Below are 17,408 nucleotides of genomic sequence, written 5' to 3'. Positions count from 1 at the left end.
GACGACGACGACGAGCGCCACCCCTGCTCGACCGCCCCACGGGCACCGGGATCGGCAGGACCGGCCGGGTCGGGCCACGCCGGTACGGGGACCCCACGGGGACTGCCGCGCGGCTAGCGTGACGGGTTCACCCTGCTGACCGAGGAGTTCCGCCGTGCTCTTGACTACCCGTGCGCGGCGAAGGTTCAGCCTCGCGGTCATCATCGCCGCCGCGTCGACTGCTCTCGGTATCCGGTGTTCTGGAACGCGGCCGTCCCCGGCACCCGGATCCTGACCCCGGTCGATCCCCGAGACGAGGTGATCTGCCTGACGGGCTTCGTGCCGACACTCAACTGCTGGACCAAGGAGAGGGAGGTGCTCACTGCGACGATGCGCCCACTCGCGCACGTCGACGTCCCGGTGATCGGTGGTCCGCCGCTGCGCATCTGGGTGGACCTGCCACGGTGGGGCGACGGCTCCACGGGAGAAGAGCCCATCAGCGAGTGGACCACCGACGCGATCCTCTGGTGGCTCTACGGGCATTCGCCGTCATAAGCGGGCGCAGCAGCGCCCTCCCCTCATCGCGCGGTCACACCTTCTCACGTTCGCCCAGGTTAGCGGTGGCGGAAGTGCGCATTTTCGACCACTCGGCGGGACGCCACTCGGCGGGACGCGATCCTCTGGTGGCTTTTCAGGCGCATGCCGCCGTAGCGCGCGACGGTCACTCCACTGGGGGCGGGGGCGGGAGTCTCAGCCGGTCCGCTGCCGCCCGGCCAGCTTGTGCCGGTCGAGTTCGGTCATCCCGCCCCAGACGCCGTAGAGCTCGCCCGCCTCGATCGCGAACTTGCGGCACGTTTCGAGGACCGAGCAGCGGGCGCAGATCTCCTTGGCCGCCTTCTCCTTGCGACGACGCACGCCCTTCGGCTCGTCCTCGGCACTGTAGAAGAGATCGGGGTCGCCGACGCACGCTCCGTCGTCCCTCCAGGCCCAGAACTCCGATGTGGGTTTCAGATTCCTGAACCGTGGCACTCGTGCTCCTGTCGCGGATGGCGGAAGATCAACGTCGAATTGTCTCCCGGGTCCACCCGGGCGCGCTTCACCCCTAGGGGTGTATCAGCAGGGCGTGGCCGTTCAGAGCCCGTTGCTAGGATCTGCGGATGCCGATCAAGGTCACAGTGGTCAATGACTACCTCGTCGTCGTCGCCGGCGTCAACGCCTTTCTCGCCCCCTACTCCGACCGGATCGAGATGGTGGAGAAGGACCTGGTCTCCAGCGGATCGGCCACCGTGGACGTGGCCCTATACGACTCCTTCGCCTCGTCCCTGGGCAAGGACGACCGCCTCGAGAACCTTCTGCAGGATCCGACCATCGCGGCGGTCGCCGTCTACTCGTTCACCTCGGACCCGGCCGCGGTGCGCGACAGCCTCGACGCGGGCGCCCACGGGTTCCTGTCCAAGTCCCTGACCGCTCCCGAGCTGGTGAGTGGCATCGAGCAGATCGCCGCCGGCGAGCGCGTCACCCTGACGGGAGCGGGCCTGCCGATCATGGGTCCCGACAAGTGGCCCGCCAAGGAGGCCGGCCTCTCACACCGAGAAGCCGAGGTGGTCAGCCTGATCGTGCAGGGGCTGTCCAACGAGCAGATCGCCGAGCAGTGCTACCTCTCGCTCAACACGGTGAAAACTTACGTGCGCTCGGCGTACCGGAAGATGGACGTGGCCACGCGCGCGCAGGCGGTCGCGTGGGGCATCGAGAACGGCCTCAAGCCCGACCGGTAGGCCGCGGCACGACGTTCTGCGGCGGGTCAGCCGAGGTCCGTTCAGCGGAGGCGATGCGGTCAGCTCTGGGCCTGACCGGGGCAGCCGTTCCCTTCGGCTTCGCGTGGGTGGCAGGTGAAGCGGGCATGGTCGCGGCCGTACGTCGTCACCTGCTCGACCGCGGCCAGGACTCTGACCGCGTCCAGTTCACCGGTTACTGGCGCCTCGGCGGACCTCTCTAGGCCGGATGGTTCCGCCTCAGACGGGCCGGCTTCCCAGCCCCGTCGCGGGTAGTGAGACGAATCCGCGGGTGAACGGCGAGAGTGCGCGCACGGCCGCCTCGGCGTCCACCCCGGCGTGCGGATGGGCGGCGTAGAGCTCCTCCACCGCGATCCGCGCCTGCAGCCGGGCGAAGTGCGAGCCGATGCAGAAGTGCGGCCCGCGCGCGAAGGCCAGATGCCCGGCGCCCTCGCGGCGGATGTCGAGCTGCCCGGCGGTGGGCCCGAACTCGCGCTCGTCCCGGTTGGCGGAGCCGTAGAGCATCATCACCTTCTCCCCCGCCGGGATGGTCACGCCGCCCACCGCGACCTCGCGCGTGGTGGTCCGCGCGAGCGCCTGCACGCTCGACTCGTAGCGCAGGCACTCGGCGAGGGCGCCGGGGATCAGCGCGGGGTCGGCCACGATCATCTCCCGCTGCCGCGGGTGCCGGTCGAGCAGCGCGACGGTGTGGGAGATGAGGTTGCCGGTGGTGTCGTTGCCGCCGGCCACGATCACAAAGCAGAAGCCGAGGATGTCCCAGTCGTCGAGGCGCTCGCCGTCGATCTCGGCGGTCACCAGTGCGGAGATGAGGTCGTCGCCCGGTGCCGCGCGACGTTCGGTGATGAGCTCGCCGAAGTAGGCGAACATCTCCGCGACCGCCGCCACGGCCTCGCCCTCGAGACCTGCCGGGCGGAACCCCTCCTCCTGCAGGGTGGTGAGCGCGCTGACCCACGGGCCGAACCGGGGCGTGTCCGCGGCGGGCAGGTCGAACAGCCGCGCCAGCACGAACGTGGGGATCTGCGCACTGAAGTCGCGGTGCAGGTCGACCACCTCGCCGTCGTCGTACCTCCGCGCCATCTCGGCCAGGCGCTCCCGGACGAAGCCGCGGATGGCGGGCTCGGTGCGGGCCACCCGCCGCGGCGAGAACGCCGTGGCGAGCAGTCGCCGCTTGGTGGTGTGTTCGGGCGGGTCCATCATGACGATGGTCGGCGCCAGCCCGAGCCTGTCGATCTCGTCGCGGTAGAACGTCAGGCCGCTGGCGGAGGAGAAGGTGGCCGGATCGCACACGGCGGCGTCGACGTCGGCGTAGCGCGACAGTGCCCAGAAGTCCGGGTGGGCGGCGGTGCCGTCGCCGCGGTGGTGGTGCACGGGGTCGGTGTCGCGCAGCAGCCGGTACCCGGGATAGGGGTCGGCCAGGTGGGCGCGGTCGAACGGGTCGAACGCGGGCGCGGCGGTGGAGGTGACGGACGGGGCGGTGGCGGGCCGGTCGGTGGCGCGGTGGCTCATGCGCCTATTTAACACCCGCTGTTAACAATTCGGAAGGGCTTTACACTCAGCGCGTGCCCCACACGCCCAGCCCCCGCGCACGCAGTCCCCACACACGCAGCCCCCGCTCGGCCGGCACCCGCGACGCCCTCTACGCCGCGGGGCTGCGCCGCTTCGCGCTCGACGGGTGGCGCACGGCGCGGGTCCGCGACATCGTGGCCGACGCGGGGCAGGGCAACGACTCGGCGATCAACTACCACTTCGGCGGGCGCACCGGGCTGCTGGTGGAGATCCTGCGCCGCGGGGTGGCGCGCATGGAGGCCGAGCGCCGCGCGGACCTGCGGCGATGGGCGGAGGCGCCGCCCGATCTGGTGGAGATCGTGCGGGGGGTGGTCTCACCGTTGGCGGCTTTGGTCGACGACGACGAGGGCCGCTGGACGCTCCGCGTGATCGGGCAGCTCGCCGCGTCCGCGGAAGTGGACCGGACGGTCACCGCCGGGCCGGTGGCGAACACCGCGTTGCAGGACCAGCTGACGATGCTGGTGACGGCTGCGGCGCAGCGGGGCGGGGCGGACCTCGCGCGGCACCGGGTGCGGCAGCTGATCGTGATGCTCACCGCCGAGCTCGCAGCCCGTGCCGGCGACCCGCCGGACTCCCCGCCGGCGCACCCCGTCTACGTGGCCGACCTCGTCGGGTGGCTCGCCGCGGGACTGGACCGCCCGCACCCGGCGTGACCGCGCTACACGGCCACCGGCGGGTGCAACCGCTCCAGCGTCCACACACGATTGCGATGCGCCGCCCATGTACTGATGCCGATCGCGCCCACCGTCACCAACGTCAGAACCAACACCGGAATCCACATCTGCGAGGGGCTCCCACCCATGATGGTCTGCCGTAGCCCCTGCACGGTGTAGGTCATGGGGTTGAACGGGTGGATCCAGCGGAAGAACGCGGGCTCGACCGCGGTCGGATAGATGCCGTCCGCCGAGGTCAGCTGCAGCATCAGCAGTGCCATGGACAGCACTCTGCCGACCGACGGGCCGAACACCACGTTGAGCATCTGGATGAGTGAGATGAATGCCACCGCCGACAGCGCCATGATGGCCAGTGCGCCCATCGGGTGAACCGGCGCCAAGCCCAGCCCGAAGCGCAGTACCAGCAGAATCACCACCGCCTGCCCCAGCGCCAACAGCAGCGCCGGCTGTAGCGAGGCCATCACGACCCGCAGCGGGTGCAGCCGGGTGGCCACGGCGCGCGGCTGGAGTGGCGTGAGCAGCAGCCAGATCATGATCCCGCCCACGAACAGTGCCAGCGGCACGAAGAACGGGGCGAACCCGTAGCCGAACGTCTCCGCCGGGTTGTCATATATCGACGTGAGTGTGATCGGGTCGCCGATCGTGCGCGCCATGTCCTCGCGGTGCTGGTCACTCCACTGCGGGACCTGGTCGGCGCCGGCGGCCAGTTCGCTCGACAAGCGGCCGGTGCCATCTTTGAGGGTGTGTGAGCCGTCGGCGAGCCGGCTGGTGCCGTCGACGAGGCGGCCGGTGCCGTCGGTGAGGTCGCCGGTGCCCTCGGCCAGGGTGGCCGCGCCCTCGTCCAAGCGTGCGGCGCCGTCGTCGAGCTGGCGCACGCCGTCGACGAGGGTGGTGGCGCCCGTGTCGAGTCGCTGGAGTCCGTTGTCGAGCTGCGCCGCGCCGGCGCCGAGGGCGTTGATCCCGGTGAGGAACTCGCCGGAGGGATCGTTGAGTGCCGACGACAACTCGCGGGCGCCGTCGCGCAGCCGGTGCAGGTCCGACAGCTGCGACGAGCCGGCGCCGAGGCCCTGCGATTCGAGTTGGTCGGCCAGGGTCTCCAACTGCACGGAGACCGGTACCCCGGCCGATCCGGCGGAGCTCCCCGATCCCGCGGACCCCGGACCGGTGGCCAGGCCGGTGGTGGCCTCGACCTGCCTCATCTGCGCGGCGGCCTGCCGCAGCGGGGCGATCGCGGCGTTCTGTGCCTGCGAGAGCTGATCCAGGACACCGGCGAGCTGGTCGACTCCGCCGCTGACCTGCGCGGCCCCGTTCCCGAGCCGCTGCACTCCGCCGTCGAGGCGCTGGACGCCCTCGTTGAGCTGCGTCGCGCCGTCGGCGGCAGTACCGATCCCGCCGGCCAACTGGTCGACCCCGGAGCGGGCCTCGTGGATCTTGGTGGCCAGCTGGTGGTTGCCTTCCGCGAGCGTGGCGGCGCCCTGGTCGAGGGTGCGGGCGCCGGCGTCGAGTTCAGCGGACTTTTCGCTCAGCTCGGTGATGCCGTCGTCGAGTGTGCCCGCGCCGTCGTCGAGCTGCGCGGCACCGTCGGCGGCCTCGCGCAGCCCGGCGCCGGCATCCTGCACACCCACGAGGACTTTGTCGACGGCCTGCGCTGAGATGGCCGAGCCCACCGCGTTGTGCAGTTCGGCTGTGGCGCTTCGTCCGATGAGGCTGGACAGGTAGTTGCCGGATTGGTCGTAGGTGACGGTGATCGCGGCCTGGCGCGGGTCGTCCCCGGTGGGTGAGGCGACGGATTCGCTGAACTCCGGGGTCAGCCGAACCACGAAGTTGTAGTGGTGATCGGACAGTCCGGCTTCGGCCTCGGCGGCGTCGACCAGTCGCCAGTCGAGCTGGTCGTTCTGCAGGAGTTCGTCCACCACCTGGTCGCCGGCGCGTAGTGGTTCGCCGTCGACCTGCGTCCCGGTGTCGTCGTTGACCAACGCGACCGGCAACTGGGAGGTCCGGCCGAACGGGTCCCAGAAGGCGGCGAGGTACAGGGCGCTGTAGAGCAGGGGCATGAGCACCAGCACGACTATCGCCACGCGCGGTAGCCGTCCGCGGCCGAAGCGTTTGAGCTCACTGCCGATGGACAGTCCGGAGATCATGCGAGGCCTTCCTTGGTGGCGGGGACGGTGACCAGGTGGTGCTCGGGCGAACCCGCGGGCAGGGAGTCCACGGAGGACAGGATGACGGTGCTCTGGTCGGCGTCGGCGATCTCGGCCAGGCGTTGCAGCGCTCGTGCGCGTTCCGCGGGGACGCGGACCTGTTCGATGTCGTCCACCACCAGTATCGGCGTGCCCTCGTAGCGGGCCAGCGCTATGCGCAGCAGCAGGCGATCCAGTTCGGTGAGGTCTCCTACGTAGGTGCGCAGCCCGGGCAGGCGGAGGTCCCCGTACACCGGGCCGAGGAGCTCCTCGAGTTGGTCTGGGCCGGTGCGGCCACGCGGGCGCCACCACGGGCTCATCCACGCGCGCTGCTCCGCCACGACCGTGCGGACCGTGACCGCCGGGTCCAGCTCGTCGATACCCGAGAATCCGGCGATCGCCGACCGGGTGAAAATCTCGCGACTGCCGGTGTGACCGAGCACCTCGAGCCGCCCCTCGGTGGGTGCCATTCGACCGGCCAGGGTGAGCAGGAGGCATGTGCGGCCGTTGCCGGGGTGGCCGCGCAGGACGGTGATTCCACCGCGGTCGATATCCAGATCCAGGGGGCCGAAGACCCGGCCGTGGTCGCCCACCATCCCGAGGCCGCGAGCGTGCACCGCTGGTTCCGGGACTTCAGGTGGCTCAGCGTTGTCGAGGGGCTCAGCGTTGTCGAGGGCCTCGGCGTCGTCGGGCTCGGGGTTCTCGCGTGCAGTGGTCATGGTGACGTCCCGGGTGGGTGAGGTCTTCATTGTTAATGGGAGCGACCGGTGGCCGCGGCCGCGCGCATAATTGCGTGCGCGACGATCCCCAAAGCGGACTAGACTCCACTTTATACGCCGCTGCCGATCCCACCGCATAGCAGCCGGCCACGCCCCCCATACGGGCGGATCGCGTCCCGGCACATCAGAACCAGTCGAGCGGTGTGCCGTAGAGCCGGTCGTGCGGGATGCTGCGGGCGACGAGGTCGGCGAGAGCCTCGCGGTCGTTCATCAGCGCCGCGCCCCGGCGAGTCGGCCGTAGCTCGCCCTTGTACTTGCGCACCAGCCCCAGCGCCCGGGCCCAGTCCCGCAGCTGCCAGATCGGGAACGTGAGGTCCTCGCGGTTGTTCTTCCCGATCCACTGGCGGTGCCAGCCGGTGTCGACCATCAGTTGCTCGACCATCGCCGGCGGCAGGTACCCGGCCGCGGTGAGTGTGACGCCGTCCCCGATCCGCTCGAGCAGGATCTGCAGCTTCTCGGCCTCCTCCAGTTGGATTTCCCGGAGGGTGGCGGGCATCTCCGCGACCCGGGCCACTCGCTGTTGGGCATCGTCGAGGTCGAACGCTTTCGCGTCCCACCCCGCCCAGAACTCGAGTGTGTGCGGGTCCCAGCCGTCCGGGTCGGCATCCCCGGCTATCCACTCGTTGTAGGACCAGATCCCCCCGCAGTCCTCCGGTGGGCATGCCCGGCGACCGGCCACCACGGTGGCATCCGGGATCTCGTCGTCGTCATGTTCCAGGACCTTCTCCACGGTGACGCGGTGCCACCAACTGTCACCGAAGTCGTACCAGTACAGGAACTTGTCGCCCACGCTGTGGGCCAGCTCGTCTAGTCGCACGTCGGCCTCGTCGAGCTCGCCCATCTCGCCGGCGTCGGGGTAGTCCATGGAGCCGAAGTGCTCGGCGTCGCGGTCCTGGCGCGACGACGAATGGATGAACTCGTGCAGGTGGCTGTTCGTCCAGCCCATGGCCTCCTGCAGGATCAGGTGCAGGCGCGGCAGCATGAGGTCGCTACGCAGGTCCAGGCGCCGCCAGATGGGCGGGGACGAGTCCAGCAACTCGACTTTGACGCGGTACGTCACCGGTGTCTCGCGCCTCGGGTGGCGGCGGTTGACGGCCGGGCGTTCCCACGGCGACTGGGGAACCGCGCCCGCGCCGAAGGTCGACTGCGGGTCCCCTCCACCGGTGAGCGAGTCCACTAGTTGCTCCGGCGAGACCCCGGCGCGGGCCATCGTGTCGACGACTGCCCGCAGCAGTTCGTCTCCAGGGATGTCGCCGAAATCGTACGGGCGATCTGTCGAGGGCGTCACCTCATCGACGATACGAGACTCGAGCGCCGTACTGGGGCATCCCGGGCCGGAGAAGTAGGCTCACCCGCCATGGACAACGTCGAGCCCGGCCTCTTCGACCTCCCCGAACTCGAGCCCGAGCCGCGGCCGTCGCCTATGCGGACCCGACGCGGGAGGAACCGCGAGACGTGGTCCCGCACTGTCACGGCGGCGGTGTCCCTCGACGACGCGGCGGCGGTGACAGCGGCCCTCACGCGGTACCTGGAGGACACCGTGGTAGTCGACGCGTTCTCCGGTGACGTGATCGAGGACCCGGCGAGCGAGGAGGCCGGACCCGATCCTGCCCTTCCGCCGTTGGAACAGCTGCCCTGGCTGCTCTGGCCCACAGATGGGCTGGAGGAGCTGCTCGAGGGCGGCGCGCTCACCGTTCTCGAGGTCGCCAGCGCGGTGACGCCCGAGGCCGCCGACCGGGGCACGTTCACGTGGACGGTCACCGTCAAGCTCACCGACGTCCAACTCCCGCGGCGCCTCGCCACGCGCGCCCACCCCGCCGACGCCGACCTCATCGCGGACAGCCTGGCGGTCGCCTGGCAGCACGCTGCCGACCCGTTCGCTCCCCTGCACTCGATCCCGGGAATCTCGTGGCGCCCGCTGTCCGTCGAGGTTCAGCACCTGCCGGCGCGAAAGGGATGACGACGACGAGCGCCTCCACTGCCCGGTCGGGCCCGCTCCCGCCGGCTGGAGCGGGTCCTGCTGCGACGACGCCGCCGCTGCGCCCCCCTCCGGCCCGCGAGTGGTCACACCCGTCCCCGCACAGTTACCCCGTGCCAGCTGCCCAGTCTTCGTATCCGCCATGCGGTTGGCCTCGGTACCGGGTCCGTGTCACCAGCTCTTTCGGAGGGTGGGCCCCCTCCGCCGCCAGCGCCACGCGCAGCCATCGGTCAGGATCACGTCCTCGCACGGCGCTCGGGTCATCAGCGGCCAGCTGCTCATAGCGGCCCCCGAACACGGTGAGATTGACGCTGCCGGGTAGTGCCGCTGACGGCGCGAGCACCCCACGGTAGCCCTCACCCTGCAGCCATGCCGCCAGCTTCTGACACTCGGCGTGGTCATCGTCTACCGCCACCTCGGGGTCCAGACCGCACGCCGTCCAGTCATCGAACGTCGTCAGGTCGGCTACGTCGTCCAGAACCACGTACGCCTGCCACAGGGATCGCCGCTGTTCGGCTACCGCCTCCGGAGTCCGCAGGGAGAAGTAGCGGACCAGCTCCGCCCACGCACCCGCGGGCGACAACGCCAGGTACTGGGCGTAACCCTCGCCCTTTCGATGCCAGCGACCATTCGACTGCACGGGCCTGCCGCCGAGGCCGGCGTCGTGCCAGAGCGGTGGCTGTGCGTGTCCCACCTGGCGAAACGCGGCCCGCTCCACGCGTATCCGCGGGGGCGCCTTCCTATCGGAGGCCACCGCGGGCGAATTCCAGAAGCTCTGCCTGCGCCCGGAGGTCGCCCTCCTCGAGCACCTCGAGCGGTGACCGTCCGTCGAGCTGCGGCACCGGGTTGTCGAACCACATTCGGACCCCGCGAGCCGTCATGGCCGTCCGCAACTCCACCACGAGCTCGGCCACCATCTGCAACCGCTCGAGCGCGGCTCTACGCGGCACCGCTCCGGCCCGCCAGTTGGTCAGGACCCGCGACTGTGCTCCTACAACCCGCGCGATGTCGTCAGCACTCCACCCATCCAGAGAGGTGTCGAGGAGCGCGAGCGCTTCTTGCGGATCTTCGATCCGGGCGAGGCGCTTCTGACGCTGTATCCGCGACAGGACAGTCCGCATCCCGACGAGGGCGACGAGCAGGTCGTCGGCGTCGTCTTGTTCATGTGCAGTCCGCGCACGGATGAGTAGGGACAACAAACCGTCGATGTGCACTCTCGGCGCTGTAGACGGCCACGAGTGGAGCAGTTCCAACGCGAAATCGGTGAGCTCGGTGATGAACTCGTCGGTCTGACGCCGATCCTCCGAGACCCCTGCCTCGATCGTGGCCGCAAGCGTCTCGGCCGCTGACCGGGCGGTGTCATCCGCGCCTTCTAGCGTTGCTGCCATCATTCCGTCCTTCTTCCAGCGAAATGGAAGTTTACCCGCAGATGGCCGCGAGCGGGACTTCTCGGAGACCGCAGTTCCAGGTACCTCTTCGAGGGCGACGAAAGCCCACAACTGCCCACAATCCGGACCGAATCCGACCGCTTCCACCCCTAGCGTGGAAACCCCACGGAGCAACCTGCACGCGCCAACCCGCGCAAGAGAACGCGCCCGGCAGAAGGGACCCCATGAAGATCGCCGTCACGACCCCCCAGGGCAACGTGGGCCGCCACCTGACGCGGATGCTCATCCGCGCCGGGGTCAGGCCGGTCCTGCTCACCCGCCACCCGGACCAGATCCCCGCCGACGTCGCCGAGCACGCCGAGCCGAGGCGGGCCGACTCCCGCGACCCCGACCAGGTCATCGCCGCCACAACCGACGTCGACGCCGTCTACTGGGTCGACCCGCCCGCCGAGTCCCCTGACCCGCTGGGCGACTACCGCCGCGGGACCGAGTCCATCGTCGCCGCGATCGAGGCGAACGGGATCGGCCGGGTCGTCTTCCAGAGCAGCGTCGGGGCGGAGAAGCGCCACGGCGCGGGCGAGATCGACGGCCTCGCGGCCACGGAGATCGCCCTCGACCAGTCCAACGCGGCCGTCACGCACCTGCGCTGCGGCTACTTCTTCACCAACCTGCTGTTCGAGGTGGAGTCGCTGCGGGCCGGCCGGCTCCAGACGGTGCTGCCCCTCGACGCGCCCATGAGCTGGGTCGCCCCGCGGGACATCGCGGAGGTCGCGGCGCTCACCCTGCTCAACACCGACTGGCGCGGGCGGCGCGTGCAGGCCGTCCACGGCCCCGAGGACCTGTCGTGGGCCCAGGTCGCGAGGATCCTCACGGAGGAGCTGGGTCGCGAGGTCCGCGCCGAGCGCATCACCGACGAGCAGATGCGCGACCAGTACCTCGGCGCGGGCATGCCGCCGGCCTGGGCGGACGCACTCCTCGGCATGTCGACCGGCCTGCGCGACGACTTCGTACCCGAGCAGGCCCGCTCGATCGTCACCACCACACCGACCCGCCTGCGCAGCTGGGCCCGCGAGGAGCTCGCCCCGATCGTGTAGTCACCGCCCACCGCCTCGCTCGCTCGCCGCGGCGGGCCACACGTGGAAAGGTGCGACGACGACGAGCCCCACCACCCCCGACCGACCCGCAGTCCCCGGATCCGCGGGTCCGGCCGCGTCATCCAGTGCTGGAGCGGAGGCACCCTCCGAGGGCTGCCCTCGCTGCCGGCGCGGCGCTCTCTCCACGCTGAAGGAGGAGTTCCGCCGTGCCCCTCATGCCCCTGCTCGGTCGCCCGCACAGACCCCTCTGACCTGCGGCGCCCTGGATGGGGGTTCCAGGGCACCCCAGGTCAGCCGAGTTGAGCAGGCGCGCGCGTCCACCCGCGGATCGCGGGCCGCGGGCCGCGGGCCGCGGGTTCAGATTCGCGTGCAGGATTTAGGTGGCGCCATTGCGAAAAAGTGGCTCGTACATCGCAGTGGTGCCTCCAAGATGCCGTAGCGAGGCGATGCCGGTTCGGCCCACCCGGGCCGGCGAGACGAACGGGGCAGCGGACGCGGTCGGCTGCGGTCTTCGGGAGGGCGTTCAGGTAATAGGCGGACTCCGCACCCAACGGAACAGTGCAGTTTGCCGAACGGCGCCCGCCCCGCCGGCCGCCGCCCTGCCGGCCGCCGCCCCGCCGCTCACCCGACCCGGCCAAGTGCCGCCGCCACCCGGTGACGCGAGCGCACGCCGAGCTTGCGCAGGATGTTGGAGACGTGCTCCTCCACCGTGCGGCGGCTCAGCACCAAGTGGTCGGCGATCTGCTGATTGGTCGCGCCGTCGGCCAGGTGTCCGGCGATCTCCCGCTCGCGCGCGGTGAGCGGGGCAAGCGCGGAATCGGCGCACCGGGCCCGGAACTCGGCCAACTGCTCGGCCGCCATCTGCAGATGGACGGGCATCCCGAGCCGCTCGTAGACAGCAACCGCGTCGGACCACAAGACCTCGGCCCGCTCCGGCTCGTCGCCGTTGATCAGCCCGGCGAGCAGCACGCCGAGGAACGCCACCTGACTGTCCAGACCGTACCGGCGGCCGAGCTCGCGCCCCTCCTCGAGGAGCCGACGGGCGCCGGCGGGATCTCCGGTGAACATCGCCACCGTCGCGGCGTCGGCGAAGCGCATTGGGGTCATCGCGTCGGCGGGCTCGCGGACCATGACGTGCGGCACCGGCTCGCCGAGCATGGCGGCCGTGCGGGCGAGCGTCGACTCGACAGTGCGCCGCCACCACGGCACCACCGGACGCGGCGCGTCCCGCAGCGCCTGCACGCGAGCCCGCGCGAGATCGGGATCCCGGTGCCAGAACGCCGACAGCACCTGGCCGTTGCGCGCCATCGCCACCATGTCCGGCACGCAGAACCTCTCGGCGGCGGCGATCGCCTCGTCGGCGGCAGCATCGGCGTCCTCCAGACGCCCCACCTGGATGAGCGCATACGCCAGCACGCAGCCGAGCCCGGGCTGCGGCGCGGCCCGCCCAAACCGGCGCGCCACCCGCAGTCCCCGCTCGGCCAGCTCCACGGCCAGGCGGAAGTCGTCGAGCATGTACTCCGACCAGCCGGCGGCCGTCACCGCATCGAGGATGTCCCGCAGATCCTCGGCCGGGGCGTCGAGCAGCACCCTCGCCGCGCCCGCGAACTCCGTCCGGGCCACCGCGACCTCCCCGCTGTTGAGCAGCCCCACCGCCCGGAACGCACGCGCGGCGGAGGCGAACGGCTCGGGGCCGTCGAGCAGGTCGTTGAGCATGGCGTCCGCCGGTATGGACCGGTCGAGCTGCGGGTTGGTGGCGGTGAGCTCGAGCAGCAGTTCGGGCCGGGGCACCGCGCCGCGGGCGGTGAGGACCTCGTGCGCATCGGCCGGGCGACCCGACATCCGCAGGGCGTGGGCGTAGAGCACGCGGGCCTCGGGACCGACCCGGGCGTCGTCGATCAGCGCGGGCAGCACCTCGATCGCCCGGTCCGGTTCGCCCATGATCACCTGCGCCCGCGCACGGGCCAGATCGCACCGCCGACCGAGGTGCCCGGCCGCCGCAGGCGCCGCGCCACCGGAAACCGCCGCCGCGCCACCGGAAACCGCCGCCGCGCCCCCGACCCCCGCGAGCCATCGCTCCACCACCTGCGGGTCGGAGTCGGCGGCGCGCTCGGCGGCGTCGAGGATCACGCTGATCTCCTCCGCGGTGGCCGCGGGCCCGAGCGAGGCCAGGTGGCCGGCCCGGGCGAACGCGTCCTGGCCGGGCAGGGCGGCGGCCGCGCGGTGCAGCGCGGCGCGCTCGGCGGCGGACGCGCGCGAGTAGGCGGTGAACCGCACGAGCGGGTGGAGGGGCTCAGCCGCCCACGTCGAGATGAGACCCCAGTCGCGCAACACGCCCAGGTGCCGGCCCACGTCAGCGACGCCGGCCACCGCCTCCAGCTGCGGAGGATCGGCGCTGCCCAGCACGGCGATCGCGGTAAGGGTGCGCCGGGCGCCCGGGTCGAGCCGGGCCAGGTCCGCGCCGACCACCGAGCTCAACGCATCACTGCCCGCCCCCGCACCCTCGTCCAACACGTGCTTGAGCGTGGTGGCGTGCGGGTTCCGCCGAAATGCGCTGATCAGCGTGCGGGCGAACAGCGGACTGCCGGCGGCGGATTCCACGACGGTCCGGCGCTGCCGGGGATCGAGGTCGGTGGCGAGAGCGGCGACCTCGTCGTCGTCGAGCGGTCCCACGGTGAGGTGCTCGATGGTCGCGCCCACCCGCCGCGCGGCGTCGATGAGGGACGTGGGTGTCATCCCGGTCCGGTAGGCCAGGACGGTGCCGGCGGCGTGCGGGAGGACGGCGGCGAAGAGCCGCAGGGAGGCGGGGTCGATCCACTGTGCGTCGTCGATGATGAGCAGCCGCGGGCTCGCCTCGAGGAACCGGCAGCACTGTCGGTGGATGGCGGCCGGGGAATGGTCGGCCACGACGCGCTCGAGGTCCTGGTCGAATAGCCGCTCCACCAGTTGTCGCGCGGCCGCGAGGGGTGTCTCGGTGTCCGGGTAGGGGTCGCCGCGCAGGAACAGCGTCGGCCGGTCGAGCTCGGCGAGCGCGCTGAACAGCAGGGCCGTCTTGCCGGAGCCGAGCGGGCCCTCGATGAGCGTCAGCCGCGGCGGGCCCGAGCCACCCGCCTCCAGCTGCTCGGCGAGCCACTCGAGTTCAGTTGTCCGGCCCTGCATCGCTCCCCTGCCCCTGTCCCGGGGTTCTCCGTCCTCGCGGGCCCGACGCGGCGGACCCCTTGGTGACAGTGAACCCCAGGACAGGCTGCGGGAGCGGGATTACCGCACTTGTTCGTAGTAGCCGACGCCGACGCATCCGTCGTAACGCCACGCGCCGCCGGTCCAGGTGAAGCGGTGGATGGTGGGGTCGCCGCCGCCCTGGTAGTAGGCCTGCTCCCCCTCGGTCCCCTGATGGGTCGGCTCGGGCGGCAAGTTGTAGGCGTTGGCCGTGCCCGCTCCCGCCAGAGCGATGCCGGTGGCGGTGGCCGCGGCCAGTAGCCCTCCCGCCAGTGCCCGTCGAATTCTGCTGGTCATGGTGCCCTCCTGGTGACTGGTGCTTCCACGACCCAGTGTCTCGGCGCCGATCGGCCCCGGGTACCCGTAGCACTACGGGTTTCCGGAGAGCCGCGCGGCCGCGGATGGTCGTCGGATAAGAGAGCGGTCACCGTGTGGCGTCGGGGAAGAACACCGCGGGACGACGACGACAAGGTCATCCCCACCCGCGCCCCGCATCACCCGCCGAGGCGGGACATGCTGAGCGAGCCCTCCGCGGGGAACCCCGCAATCGAGCGGACGGGCGGCCTGCCCGAGCCGCCGGGTCGCGCGGTGCACTCCGCGCGGTCTCACTCCTCGCAGAGGCAGAACGGGTGCCCGACCGGGTCGAGGTACACCACAAAGCGCCCGTCGAGGCTGGGCTGGTGATCGTGCCGCCGCGCGCCGGCGGCGAGGACGGATGGCTCTGCGTCTGCGATCGAGTTCACGTAAAAGTCGAGGTGCACCTGGGTGGGGACCGGGCCGTCTGGCCAGGTGGGCGGGCGGAAGTCGGGGACGGTCTGGCAGGCGAGCGCGAGCGCGCCCGACTCGCCTTCTGGCGGCAGGACGTCGACCCAGTCCGGGTTCTCGCCGTCGTGTATCCGCCAGCCCAGCATCGACGCGTAGAACTCGGCGAGCTCGCGCGCGTCGGGACAGTCGAGGGCGACGACCACACGCCGCGCGCTGATGCCAGCCATGGCATCACGCTACGACCGGTGCGAGATCCCCTCAAGATCGCCGCCGAAGTTGCAGGAAGCCAGCTGCTAACCCGGCTGGCCCACGGAGCGACTGCGCGAGACCCGACGTCAGGACGCCCGGGCAGGGAGTACCAGGAGCGAGCCGTCGCGGTGCTTTTCGATCTCGATCACCACATCAGCGCTCGGCGAGCTCTGGCTGTACGCGGGCGCCAGCGCACGCAGCTCGTACGATGCCTTCAGCAGACTGTCGACTTGCTTCCGGGTCATCACTGTCTCGATGCGGCGCCTCGGCGGGCGCAGTTCGAGCTCCGACAGTCGCCGCAGGACGTTCTCTATCCGGCTTTCCAACTTGGCGACCCGCTGCTGGTCGTCTCGAAGACTCTTCACGAAGTGCTCAAAGGGGTTGTCTTCGTCGCTCTGGCCGGCCTCGACGCCCTGCAGAATGATCACACGACGCTTGAGCGCGATTGCGAGCGCAGCCAACTCGAGATGGGCGCGGAACTCCCCGCTGTCATCGGTGACGCCCGGAATCGCTTCTTCTAGTTCGGCCAATTCGATGCGATTGTCGACGACCGTGTCGAGAACGATTTCCCACTTCCGCACTCTGCGTTCTGCCTTCTGCGTTGCCTTGCTGATCGCGTGAGCGGCGGAATCGAGGCCGAGCGATGCCCCGACCCTGCCGCGGTCCAACAGCAGCGTCGTGGCCTTGTCGATCGCGTCACGGCAGCCGTCGAGCTCGCTTCGCTCGGACTCCAGAGCATCAATGTGGAGCTTCTCGAGGAGTTCAGTGATGTTCTCGACGGCCTTCTGGCGCTCGTGGTCCGCGTAAGCACTGGCGCCAACTGCGACGGCCAGGAGCACGAGCGGAGCGGCCACCGTCATCGCAGTCCCCGTTGCCGCCGTACCGGCAGCAGCACCGACGGCCGTTCCCTTGGCTCCCGCAGATACCGCTTCGACGGGCACGAAGCTGGCCTTAGCTACAACCCCGGTCTTGCCGACCAAGTCCCCGTAGACGCCGCCACTCACAGCTTTAGACGGCATCTGCTTTATTAGCCCCTTGCCAAACTGGGACGCCACTTTGGCCGGCACGTGCATTCGGTACAGCACTTCGCTCGATTGGGCGACTTGAGCAACAGCCGGTTCCTTTGAGGAACGGGCTACGAGCCGTGCGAGCTCCTGCGCCAGTGGACTCACGGCGTCGAGCGGCAATCCGTTCGACCTCTCGCGTTTGGCTGGGAGAGGGTGCGCCTCCAGAGTGACCAACGGTGCTGATGCAAACGCGGTCAGTGCGGACCGAAGTTCGGACAGTCGCTCAGCACTGAGGGGCCCGTCGTCCGTAATCGCGGGAATAGTCGCGCCCTGGGTCGTGGACAGTGTCCAGACGGGCACGATCATGCCATTTACGTCGCTCATCAATCTCCTCGGTCGGAATTCACACAGTATCCGCTGGGTCCGACAGTTACCGGTCTCGCACAGATTTCTGTCGTCTGCTAAGTGCCAGAGACTGCGCTACCTGCACTGCCATCACCCACCGGTGTCCCTAGCGCCGAGAGCGGGTTCTGGAATCCAACGGACAACGCAGTCGCGCGGCTGTCCTCTCATCGAGTGCGCCGGGTCAAGGTAGCCGCATGGTTCAGCCGACTCGGCGTCCAGCCGAAAACAGCAGCGTTCAACGAGGCCCCACGAAGCCTCGGCTCAGACCAAGAATCAGGTGCGCCACACGCTATCGACGCGCCCACCCCTCGACGGACGATCACCTCGTCCCACCC

17 protein-coding genes are annotated in these 17,408 nt (G+C 70.4%); 6 read left to right on the top strand and 11 right to left on the bottom strand.

The window, feature by feature from the left end; genetic code table 11:
• The first annotated feature begins 234 nt into the window (after positions 1-234).
• A complete protein-coding gene (locus KHA85_RS14095) occupies positions 235-534 on the top strand; it encodes a hypothetical protein (protein ID WP_213186286.1) in 300 nt (99 codons plus the stop codon).
• A gap of 195 nt (positions 535-729) precedes the next feature.
• On the opposite strand, the gene KHA85_RS14090 is transcribed toward KHA85_RS14095, so the two are convergent.
• Complete coding sequence (locus tag KHA85_RS14090; RefSeq protein ID WP_213186285.1) at positions 730-1,008, bottom strand: WhiB family transcriptional regulator; 279 nt, start codon at positions 1,006-1,008, stop codon at positions 730-732.
• Positions 1,009-1,136: 128 nt separating this feature from the next.
• On the opposite strand from KHA85_RS14090, the gene KHA85_RS14085 reads away from it, so the two are divergent.
• Positions 1,137-1,754: a response regulator transcription factor gene (locus KHA85_RS14085; protein WP_213186284.1), complete on the top strand. Its 618-nt coding sequence runs from the start codon at positions 1,137-1,139 to the stop codon at positions 1,752-1,754.
• A 53-nt stretch (positions 1,755-1,807) separates the two neighbouring features.
• On the top strand, positions 1,808-1,975 hold the full coding sequence (locus KHA85_RS18645; protein WP_213186283.1) for an SIP domain-containing protein: 168 nt from the start codon (positions 1,808-1,810) through the stop codon (positions 1,973-1,975).
• Positions 1,976-1,991: 16 nt separating this feature from the next.
• Here the strand turns inward: KHA85_RS18645 and KHA85_RS14075 are convergent, their stop codons facing one another.
• Entirely contained in the window at positions 1,992-3,278 is a 1,287-nt protein-coding gene (locus KHA85_RS14075) for a cytochrome P450 (protein WP_213186282.1), read from the bottom strand.
• Between the two features lie 53 nt (positions 3,279-3,331).
• On the opposite strand from KHA85_RS14075, the gene KHA85_RS14070 reads away from it, so the two are divergent.
• Positions 3,332-3,991, top strand: coding sequence for a TetR/AcrR family transcriptional regulator (locus tag KHA85_RS14070; RefSeq protein ID WP_213186281.1), 660 nt, complete (start codon positions 3,332-3,334; stop codon positions 3,989-3,991).
• Positions 3,992-3,996: 5 nt separating this feature from the next.
• Here KHA85_RS14070 and KHA85_RS14065 read toward each other — a convergent pair whose 3' ends face one another.
• The 3 genes from KHA85_RS14065 to KHA85_RS14055 form a co-directional block, all read right to left on the bottom strand.
• A complete protein-coding gene (locus KHA85_RS14065; protein WP_213186280.1) occupies positions 3,997-6,153 on the bottom strand; it encodes a YhgE/Pip family protein in 2,157 nt (718 codons plus the stop codon).
• The gene (locus KHA85_RS14060; RefSeq protein WP_213186279.1) at positions 6,150-6,911 is read right to left on the bottom strand and encodes an ATP-binding cassette domain-containing protein; all 762 of its coding nucleotides are present in this window, start codon (positions 6,909-6,911) and stop codon (positions 6,150-6,152) included. Before KHA85_RS14060 ends, KHA85_RS14065 begins: the two co-directional genes overlap by 4 nt.
• A gap of 184 nt (positions 6,912-7,095) precedes the next feature.
• Entirely contained in the window at positions 7,096-8,259 is a 1,164-nt protein-coding gene (locus tag KHA85_RS14055; protein ID WP_308936962.1) for a plasmid pRiA4b ORF-3 family protein, read from the bottom strand.
• Positions 8,260-8,328: 69 nt separating this feature from the next.
• Between KHA85_RS14055 and KHA85_RS14050 the strand changes: the two genes are divergently transcribed.
• On the top strand, positions 8,329-8,931 hold the full coding sequence (locus tag KHA85_RS14050; RefSeq protein WP_213186278.1) for a hypothetical protein: 603 nt from the start codon (positions 8,329-8,331) through the stop codon (positions 8,929-8,931).
• Between the two features lie 124 nt (positions 8,932-9,055).
• Here the strand turns inward: KHA85_RS14050 and KHA85_RS14045 are convergent, their stop codons facing one another.
• Together KHA85_RS14045 and KHA85_RS14040 are read right to left on the bottom strand one after the other, a co-directional pair.
• Positions 9,056-9,667 (bottom strand): RES family NAD+ phosphorylase, encoded by a 612-nt coding sequence (locus KHA85_RS14045; protein WP_213186277.1) that lies wholly within the window; start codon positions 9,665-9,667, stop codon positions 9,056-9,058.
• 22 nt (positions 9,668-9,689) lie between these two features.
• Positions 9,690-10,337, bottom strand: a complete 648-nt coding sequence (locus tag KHA85_RS14040; protein WP_213186276.1) for an antitoxin Xre/MbcA/ParS toxin-binding domain-containing protein — start codon at positions 10,335-10,337, stop codon at positions 9,690-9,692.
• A gap of 224 nt (positions 10,338-10,561) precedes the next feature.
• On the opposite strand from KHA85_RS14040, the gene KHA85_RS14035 reads away from it, so the two are divergent.
• Complete coding sequence (locus KHA85_RS14035) at positions 10,562-11,431, top strand: NAD(P)H-binding protein (protein ID WP_213186275.1); 870 nt, start codon at positions 10,562-10,564, stop codon at positions 11,429-11,431.
• 621 nt (positions 11,432-12,052) lie between these two features.
• Here the strand turns inward: KHA85_RS14035 and KHA85_RS14030 are convergent.
• From KHA85_RS14030 to KHA85_RS14015, 4 genes are all read right to left on the bottom strand, one after another.
• Positions 12,053-14,590, bottom strand: coding sequence for a helix-turn-helix transcriptional regulator (locus tag KHA85_RS14030; RefSeq protein WP_213186274.1), 2,538 nt, complete (start codon positions 14,588-14,590; stop codon positions 12,053-12,055).
• A gap of 99 nt (positions 14,591-14,689) precedes the next feature.
• A complete protein-coding gene (locus KHA85_RS14025; protein WP_108848125.1) occupies positions 14,690-14,944 on the bottom strand; it encodes a hypothetical protein in 255 nt (84 codons plus the stop codon).
• 308 nt (positions 14,945-15,252) lie between these two features.
• The gene (locus tag KHA85_RS14020) at positions 15,253-15,639 is read right to left on the bottom strand and encodes a VOC family protein (protein WP_213186273.1); all 387 of its coding nucleotides are present in this window, start codon (positions 15,637-15,639) and stop codon (positions 15,253-15,255) included.
• Positions 15,640-15,747: 108 nt separating this feature from the next.
• Positions 15,748-17,052 (bottom strand): hypothetical protein, encoded by a 1,305-nt coding sequence (locus KHA85_RS14015; protein ID WP_213186272.1) that lies wholly within the window; start codon positions 17,050-17,052, stop codon positions 15,748-15,750.
• Between the last annotated feature and the right edge of the window lie 356 nt (positions 17,053-17,408).

It is taken from the genome of Dietzia massiliensis, assembly GCF_018390595.1.
Lineage (GTDB): Bacteria > Actinomycetota > Actinomycetes > Mycobacteriales > Mycobacteriaceae > Dietzia > Dietzia massiliensis.
Note: the sequence above shows the minus strand (reverse complement) of the source record. Positions and strands in the feature narration are given on the sequence as shown.

Excerpts from the sequence above, each read along its gene's own strand:
- KHA85_RS14050 (WP_213186278.1), top strand. The coding sequence starts at position 8,329 with ATGGACAACGTCGAGCCCGGCCTCTTCGACCTCCCCGAACTCGAGCCC.
- KHA85_RS14085 (WP_213186284.1), top strand. The coding sequence starts at position 1,137 with ATGCCGATCAAGGTCACAGTGGTCAATGACTACCTCGTCGTCGTCGCC.
- KHA85_RS14025 (WP_108848125.1), bottom strand. The coding sequence starts at position 14,944 with ATGACCAGCAGAATTCGACGGGCACTGGCGGGAGGGCTACTGGCCGCG.
- KHA85_RS14015 (WP_213186272.1), bottom strand. The coding sequence starts at position 17,052 with ATGAGCGACGTAAATGGCATGATCGTGCCCGTCTGGACACTGTCCACG.
- KHA85_RS14040 (WP_213186276.1), bottom strand. The coding sequence starts at position 10,337 with ATGGCAGCAACGCTAGAAGGCGCGGATGACACCGCCCGGTCAGCGGCC.
- KHA85_RS14035 (WP_213186275.1), top strand. The coding sequence starts at position 10,562 with ATGAAGATCGCCGTCACGACCCCCCAGGGCAACGTGGGCCGCCACCTG.
- KHA85_RS18645 (WP_213186283.1), top strand. The coding sequence starts at position 1,808 with ATGCGGTCAGCTCTGGGCCTGACCGGGGCAGCCGTTCCCTTCGGCTTC.
- KHA85_RS14020 (WP_213186273.1), bottom strand. The coding sequence starts at position 15,639 with ATGGCTGGCATCAGCGCGCGGCGTGTGGTCGTCGCCCTCGACTGTCCC.
- KHA85_RS14065 (WP_213186280.1), bottom strand. The coding sequence starts at position 6,153 with ATGATCTCCGGACTGTCCATCGGCAGTGAGCTCAAACGCTTCGGCCGC.
- KHA85_RS14060 (WP_213186279.1), bottom strand. The coding sequence starts at position 6,911 with ATGACCACTGCACGCGAGAACCCCGAGCCCGACGACGCCGAGGCCCTC.
- KHA85_RS14030 (WP_213186274.1), bottom strand. The coding sequence starts at position 14,590 with ATGCAGGGCCGGACAACTGAACTCGAGTGGCTCGCCGAGCAGCTGGAG.
- KHA85_RS14075 (WP_213186282.1), bottom strand. The coding sequence starts at position 3,278 with ATGAGCCACCGCGCCACCGACCGGCCCGCCACCGCCCCGTCCGTCACC.